Origin of the sequence: Candidatus Liberibacter brunswickensis (assembly GCF_036858155.1) — a bacterium.
In the GTDB taxonomy this organism is placed as follows: domain Bacteria; phylum Pseudomonadota; class Alphaproteobacteria; order Rhizobiales; family Rhizobiaceae; genus Liberibacter; species Liberibacter brunswickensis.
Genome location: NZ_JAAEJX010000009.1, coordinates 61,312 through 68,762, shown reverse-complemented (window position 1 = coordinate 68,762; position 7,451 = coordinate 61,312). Strand labels below are relative to the sequence as shown.

The following is a 7,451-nucleotide window of genomic DNA, read 5'->3' as shown; positions in this document are numbered from 1 at the left end:
ATAGATGGAGTTAACGCGTTGATAAGACCTTTTACAACTGTTTTTTGGGTTATTGTTTATCCGTTATTAGTTTGGTGCAGTGTGAAAGAGGGCATATTTGAAGAGCCCCCTTTCAATATTAATCCCCTTTGAATAAGAGATTATCGCTTGTTTACTAGGTTTCTGGTATACTGATAAAATAGTTCAGAAGAAAGAAAGGTATAAAATATAAATAACTTTATAGTTTTTTGGTGTGCAAAAAGCATAACTTAAGGAGAGGAGAGGTTAGATTGTTCGAATTTATTTATTAGCCTATACAGGGCTATTCCCGCAAATGCATATGCTAAGATCGGACTAAAAACATAATGCCATTTCCCATAATACGAGAAAAGTAAGATTGCTAATACCGAACATGAAGTACTAAAAGCAAAAAACCCTAAAACAACTTTAGCCCATATATTGTTATAGATTTTATGGGCTACAAATAAGCATACACCCATGGTATACCCACCTAATATACAATTACATAACGTCCCTATCGCGTTGAACATTGATATATAGAAATTATCTACTTCTCTGGTTAATTTGGTTAAAAACACCAAGATTACTGATTGGCACATTATTACCAAGAAGGGGATGAGCCAATGCATAAACCAAAAGGTGTAAGCCAGAGTTTCTTCTCCTTTCAATCCTCTTTTGAATCTCTCTATGCTAAACACTGTATTTTCTCCATGTATAAGGTGCAACATTTAGTTGTACTTATATGTAGCATTCAACTATTTAAGTCAAGGAACGGGGAGAATTTAATTGTTAATTAGTACAAAGGGATTGAAAATTATAGTCCAAAAGGTGCGGGCATCATAAAATAAAACAACGTAGAATCAATGCTATTTACTATTGTAGATTCTAGGGTTAGGGCGTATCTAAATCATTGATTTTACGGCATAGTTATGTTAGTATTCCATATATCATATCTATCCTGCCATGCATGCTGCTTCGCTATTCCCCCTAGCACAAAACTAGAAAAGCTTAATGATTTTTTGGAGAGCATCTATAATAGTCTTTGACACAAGTTCCGTTGCGTTTGCAATAGCCATTGACATGAACGTTTTTACAACACCCATTTTTCCCGTATCCATGGCAGGAATAGGTTTTATAAGCAAAAGCGGGATTTATCGCTAATCCAAGAAAAACAAATAATAATCCTAAAGCAGAAATACGTTTCATATTTACCTTCCATTATACAAAAAATTACAACATTAAGTTGTCGGCATCATGTATGCTTCACTTGTGTGAGTCAAGAACTAGATAACATTTAATTACTAATTTAGTTAAAAAGGGCTAGAAAATTATAGTCAAAAAGGTGCGGGCGTCATAAAATAAAACAACGTAGAATCAATGTTCTTTACTATTGTAGATTCTAGGGTTAGGGTGTATCTAAATCATTGATTTTACGGCATAATTATGTTAATAAGTGGATAGATGGAATTAATGCGTTGATACGACCTTTTACAACTGTTTTTTGGATTATTGTTTATCCTTCAATGTCAACTTATCTAATATCAAAAGGGGTTATAGCCACGGATCCTTTAGCTCTACTTAGCCCTTACACCCAAACTATCATTGAACACATAATTGGCTTTTGGTTCACAGATTTAGTCGTTAGGAAGAAACGGGGTTAGCTTCTTCTGCCTAGCGTGTCTATCGAATATAAGATCTCAATCTCAAGCTTTCTACCTAGTCTTTTAAATCTTCCACCTCGCCGGTTAATTCAGATACACAAGATTGTAAATCAGAAGAGTAGAACCTATTACAGTGAACCATCGCCTTAGCAGGATTTATAGTTAATCCAAGAAAAACAAATAACAATCCTAAAGTAGAAATGCGTTTCATATTTACCTTCCATTGTACAAAAAAATGCAACATTAAGTTGTCGGTATCATGTATGCTTCGCTTGTGTGAGTCAAGAACTAGATAATATTAATTACTAATTTAGTTAAAAAGGGCTCGAAAATTATAGTCAAAAAGGTGCGGAGTTACTATAGGAAAAACAGCCTAGAATCAATACCCCCTTAAAACGGGGTAGGGGGCGTTTAAACCATTGATTTTACGTTATAATCCCGATTTTTTATTATAAATACCGAAGACCAATTTTTTTACGCGTTCTTTTAATATATTTTTGTTTTCTTGTAAAAAATCATTTTTAAATAATTATTTATACAAGATCAAATTATGTTCTATTTTAAAAAATACACTAGAGCATTTCATGCGAATGTTATGAAAAAACTTCCGAATAATGTCATACACTATCCGGAAATTATAACCAATTTGGTGCGGATGGCGGGACTCGAACCCGCACTCTCATTTCAAAGAAGCAGATTTTCTTACCACTACAACTTTCATTGCCACTGCTTTTTTATTCGCAGTGTTCGTGGTCTGGACTGTCCCTTCACCATAACATCTATAAATGTTTTTAGGCGCTGCCCGTCCAGTCTCTACACCTTCCTTTACACAAGGCTTGGCTCGGGATTGACTTTTTAAGAGCTTTCCCCGAATTTGAGCAGTTCTACTCCATGGATTTCTCCATGGGCACCCAATAACACAAGTCTGCTGCGTCTACCGATTCCGCCACATCCACTTTAATTATTCATAATATTTAACCTCACAATCTCATTGTAATACTATTTTTAAAAATCGTGAAGTAAAAAAAATATTTTATCCATAGTTTGTGTATAATAACAATTGATAAATTTTTTGTTTTATTGTGTGTATCTCATAAAAAATAATTTTTACTAATACGAATAAATTATATTTTTTTTCATTATACAATTTACTAAATTTATAATTTACATGCTTGATTATTATTTCTATTATAAGTTATAATTAATCTATTATTAATCAAAAAGTTGATTTTTTAGTACGTTAAGGAGGATAAATTGAATCAGACTCGATTATCGATTCCTAGATCGAGGATAAATCTTGCTATTAGAGATAAAGAAAGAAGATCATATAGTAAGTATTGGGAAGAGGAACAAAAAAAATTTCGTATCTCCGATAACAAAAAAGACTATATTAGTTTCTGTATTCTGGTATTACTATCTTTTTTTTCAGGTGTATTGATTTCTTTCTTTGAATTGATTTAATTTGTTTTATTAATTTGGGACGGTTATCTTTAAAAAATATCAAAATATCGAAAAATGGCATGATTTAATATTATCTTCGTTTTTTATAAGCAATAAATCTATAGGAATATAATAGACTATTGTTTTAGACTAGGTATTTTTTACGTCATTAGCAATCATTTTTTCTATAAATCCGTGATATAGTATTTGCGATGTTTATTTTATCGTATTGATAAATTTTTGAAAAGATATGTTGCTAGTAGAAATTGATATTATTTTTTCCATTTTTTATTTATTATATCCATAGTACTTTTAGGTAAATCAGATATTTTAAGACTTTCAGTAGAATATGCTAATACCTCAGTATGAAAAGATATTACCATAGGTTTTTTATTTTCATTTTTGAGATCAAAAGAAACTTTTTTATTAGATAAAGGCTTGTTTTATGTAGTAAATATTCATTTAAATCAGGTGATATTTCGTCTTTTGTTATTATAATATATTCAAGATTATTATTGGATATTTCTTGTTTTATATGGATGATTTGTATTGAAGTACTATATGCAAGTTGGATTTTAATTCTTGTTTTTTCTTCAAAAATTAGAATATAGGTGAAAAATATTTTCGATTGTAATCATTATACGCTACTAAAGATTTATTGGTATTATCTATTGAAAATGATTTTGTGAAACAGAAAAAAAATATAAAAAAAGTGTATAATACTAGTTCAAAAATGATGGTCTTAGAAAATATACAATTAAAAATTTATTATAAAAAATAACCTGACGTAATCACATTTATATAAAAACATAAAGATGTATGCTAATATTTATAAGCTATTTTATGATAATTTTGTTCAAATATTATGGTTGTATACATAGTATATGTAAATGTTAAAATTGTAATTGTACATATTTTATCTAGATAATAATAGATATTGTATAAAGTATTACTTGTTTATTTTATTGATAAAGTAGATTAGAGGAGGGGCATGAACTGTCAATTTTTTTCATATGCTATTATTAATATTAATGGCACAAGATAGGGAAAGGAATAAGCATGTTAGTAAACACAAAAGAAAAATTACATCAAAAGGATGATAAGTTAGATTCTTGTGTTCCAATAGTCGTAGATTATTTGAAAGAGTTAAAGGCTGATGATATATGTCACATAGAAAATACATCTTCACGATCTTTGATATGTGATAATATGGTTATAGCTTCAGGCAAATCCACAAAACATGTGTCTTCTATTGCAGATAATCTTGTTTCATATCTTAAAAAAAAAAAAATTAAAGTTTTTAGTATTGAAGGTTTGATGACATCTAATTGGATTCTAATTGATATCGGAGATGTAATGGTTCATGTGTTTCATCCAGAATCTCGTAAAATATATGATTTAGAGAGTATGTGGTCATAAATTTTTGTTAAAAATATAACTATTTTTCAAGGCACTAATTTTTATTGGTGCCTTGATCTTTTTAGGGCATTACAATATATTTAATTTTACTAATATTTGATTGGTAGATGCGTTTTTTATTTTTATTTTGCTATAGGTATAAAAACTAAATATAGAAAATTAATTTCTAATCATTATAGAGAAAAGTAGTTTTTAATAGGAAAATTTTTTTCTTTTCCTGCTAATCAATGAGTATCATCAATCAATTTTCATAAAGAATATTATTATAATTTATTGAGAATAGATCATTTTTTGTTAGTATGATGAAAGGAATATCAAAAATGAAAATCTTCATTAAAACTACATTGGGTATGATTATTCTTTTCTTAACTTCCTACTATACTTTTGATAATTTACAGTCAAAACCTTTATTGACTGTATATACATATAATGCCTTTATTGCTGAAAGAGGAATAGGATCTAGAATAAAATTGAATTTTGAAAAGCAATGTAATTGTGAACTAAAATTCATTGGTTTTAGTGGTGGAATAGATTTATTAAATAGACTTAGGATAGAAGGGAAAAATAGTCCTGCTGATGTTGTAATTGGATTTGATAATAATATTATGGATCTAGCCAAGAAAACCGATTTATTTGCTAAAAATAAAGTTGATATCAGTCAATTGAAATTACCAATAAAATGGAATGATGATGTTTTTATTCCTTATGATTATGGATATTTAGCATTTATTTATGATAGTCACCACATAGATAATCCTCCTAAAAGCTTTGATGAACTAATTAACAGTGAAAAACCTTGGAAAATTATTTACCAAGATCCAAGGACTAGCACATTAGGTCTAGGATTGCTATTTTGGATAAAAAAAATTTATGGAGATAAAAGTGATGAAATTTGGAAAAAAATAGCCATAAAAACGGTAAATATTACGAAAGGTTGGAGTGAATCATATGGATTGTTTTTAAAAGGTGAAAGTGATTTTGTGCTTAGTTACAATTCTTCTCCAGGTTTCCATCTTTTAAATTATAAACAAGATAATTACCGTGCTGCAATATTTGATGAAGGTCATTATTTACAAATTGAAGTAGCTGCTCAATTGATAAGTAGCAAACATCCTAAAATAGCACAAGATTTCCTGCAATTTATGATTTCTTCATTTCCTCAAAAAATTTTGCCAACAACTAATTGGATGTATCCAGTTGTTGATATTTATATGCCTAAAGTATATCGATCAATAAGAAAACCCGAAAAATCATTACAGCTTAAAATGGAAGATATTATTAGATATCGCAATAAATGGATTTATTCATGGCAAAATGCTGTCAGCAATCCATAGGAAAATCTCTATGGCCTGGTATAATCGTATCTTTTTTTTTAAGCTCTACTATTATCCTTATTGTATTCTCGTTATGGTTATACATGCCTTCAATAAGTTTGAAAGAATTTATTGATGATGGTTATTTATGGCATGTCATTGGTTTTACATTTTGGCAGGCATTATTTTCTACTTTATTATCAGTCATTCCTGCTATTTTTATAGCAAAATCTATTTTTAGGCGTCATTTTCTAGGGCGTATGCTATTGTTGCGGTTATATTCCATGATTTTTGTATTACCTGTATTGGTGGTGATTATGGGATTGTTTACTGTATATGGGAGAATGGGATGGATCGCAAAGTTATTTCGATTATTAGGTATTGATTACGAATTTAATATTTATGGTTTCAGGGGTATTTTATTGGCACATATGTTTTTTAACATGCCTTTAGCTATACGTATGTTACTGCAATCTTTAGAAAGTATTCCTGTTGAGCAACGTCAACTTGCAGCTCAATTAAGTATGAATCAATGGAATTTTTTTCGTTTTGTTGAGTGGCCTTATTTAAGAAGACAAATTTTACCAACATCATCTTTGATTTTCATGTTGTGCTTTACTAGTTTTTCGACAGTACTTATTCTTGGAGGAGGGCCGTCTTCAACTACTATTGAATTAGCTATCTATCAATCATTAAGTTATGATTTTGACCTAAATAAAGCTTCGTTGCTTTCCTTGATACAGGTCTTTTGTTGTTTAATTATGGTATTGTTAAATCAAAATTTTAGTTTTTCTTTTTCCTCAGGTTGTAGTGTGCAATTGTTATGGAAAAATATAGACGATAATAGATGGAGAAAATTTTGGGATTTTGTACTGATTAATACATCAGTTTTTTTCTTTGTCCTTCCTTTGATAGCTATTATCGTTGATGGTATTAATGTAAGGTTATTTCAGGTATTACAACAACCTAGACTATGGAATGCAATTTTTAATTCTATTTATATCGCTATAAATTCTGGTGTATTATGTATAATTGCTACTATAATGTTGCTTTGGACTATGAGGGAGTTACGTATTCGTCGTCTAAAATTTTTTCATTATATTTTTGAATTAAATGAGATATTAATTTTATCTATGCCAAGTTTTGTATTAGCATTAGGATTTTTTTTATTACTCAATAAAACTTTTAATTTAATTTCTTCCTCATATATCCTTATAATTTTGACTAATTCTTTAATGTCTATTCCTTATGCTGTAAAAATGTTAGAAAACCCAATGTATGATTTGGCAGAGAGATATAATTCATTGTGTACTTCACTGCAAATTAAAGGAATAAATCGGCTATATCGTATTGAATTTAAGGTTTTAAAGCGATTGATATCACAAACTTTTGCTTTTTCTTGTTTGCTTTCAGTAGGGGATTGTAGCATTATAATGCTTTTTGGAAATGAAAATTTATTTACTTTACCTTACTATCTTTATCAGCAATTGGGTTCTTACCGTAATAATGATGCTGCAGTTACTACTCTGTTATTACTATTACTTTGTTTTATTTTATTCAGTCTATTAGATTTTTTTTCAGGTAAAGAACATGATTGAACTAAATCAATTAGTTTATT

At 29.1% G+C, this 7,451-nt stretch carries 7 protein-coding genes and 1 pseudogene; 6 read left to right on the top strand and 2 right to left on the bottom strand.

The genetic code is table 11. The features are described from left to right. Positions 1–211 (top strand): annotated as a pseudogene (locus GY664_RS03590) (hypothetical protein); the annotation flags it as partial. 797 nt (positions 212–1,008) lie between these two features. Here the strand turns inward: GY664_RS03590 and GY664_RS03585 are convergent. Then, complete coding sequence (locus GY664_RS03585; protein ID WP_333948103.1) at positions 1,009–1,206, bottom strand: hypothetical protein; 198 nt, start codon at positions 1,204–1,206, stop codon at positions 1,009–1,011. A 218-nt stretch (positions 1,207–1,424) separates the two neighbouring features. Between GY664_RS03585 and GY664_RS03580 the strand changes: the two genes are divergently transcribed. Then, positions 1,425–1,661 (top strand): hypothetical protein, encoded by a 237-nt coding sequence (locus tag GY664_RS03580; RefSeq protein ID WP_333948102.1) that lies wholly within the window; start codon positions 1,425–1,427, stop codon positions 1,659–1,661. A gap of 55 nt (positions 1,662–1,716) precedes the next feature. On the opposite strand, the gene GY664_RS03575 is transcribed toward GY664_RS03580, so the two are convergent. After that, positions 1,717–1,872 (bottom strand): hypothetical protein, encoded by a 156-nt coding sequence (locus tag GY664_RS03575; RefSeq protein ID WP_333948101.1) that lies wholly within the window; start codon positions 1,870–1,872, stop codon positions 1,717–1,719. Between the two features lie 1,043 nt (positions 1,873–2,915). Between GY664_RS03575 and GY664_RS03570 the strand changes: the two genes are divergently transcribed. The 4 genes from GY664_RS03570 (at position 2,916) to thiP (ending at position 7,431) form a co-directional block, all read left to right on the top strand. Then, positions 2,916–3,122, top strand: coding sequence for a hypothetical protein (locus GY664_RS03570; protein ID WP_333948100.1), 207 nt, complete (start codon positions 2,916–2,918; stop codon positions 3,120–3,122). Between the two features lie 1,038 nt (positions 3,123–4,160). Further along, positions 4,161–4,520: a ribosome silencing factor gene (gene rsfS / locus GY664_RS03565; RefSeq protein ID WP_333948099.1), complete on the top strand. Its 360-nt coding sequence runs from the start codon at positions 4,161–4,163 to the stop codon at positions 4,518–4,520. A 320-nt stretch (positions 4,521–4,840) separates the two neighbouring features. Beyond that, entirely contained in the window at positions 4,841–5,854 is a 1,014-nt protein-coding gene (gene thiB, locus GY664_RS03560) for a thiamine ABC transporter substrate binding subunit (RefSeq protein ID WP_333948098.1), read from the top strand. Further along, the gene (thiP, locus tag GY664_RS03555; protein WP_333948097.1) at positions 5,827–7,431 is read left to right on the top strand and encodes a thiamine/thiamine pyrophosphate ABC transporter permease ThiP; all 1,605 of its coding nucleotides are present in this window, start codon (positions 5,827–5,829) and stop codon (positions 7,429–7,431) included. The genes thiB and thiP overlap by 28 nt, the downstream gene beginning before the upstream one ends. Positions 7,432–7,451 lie beyond the last annotated feature (20 nt).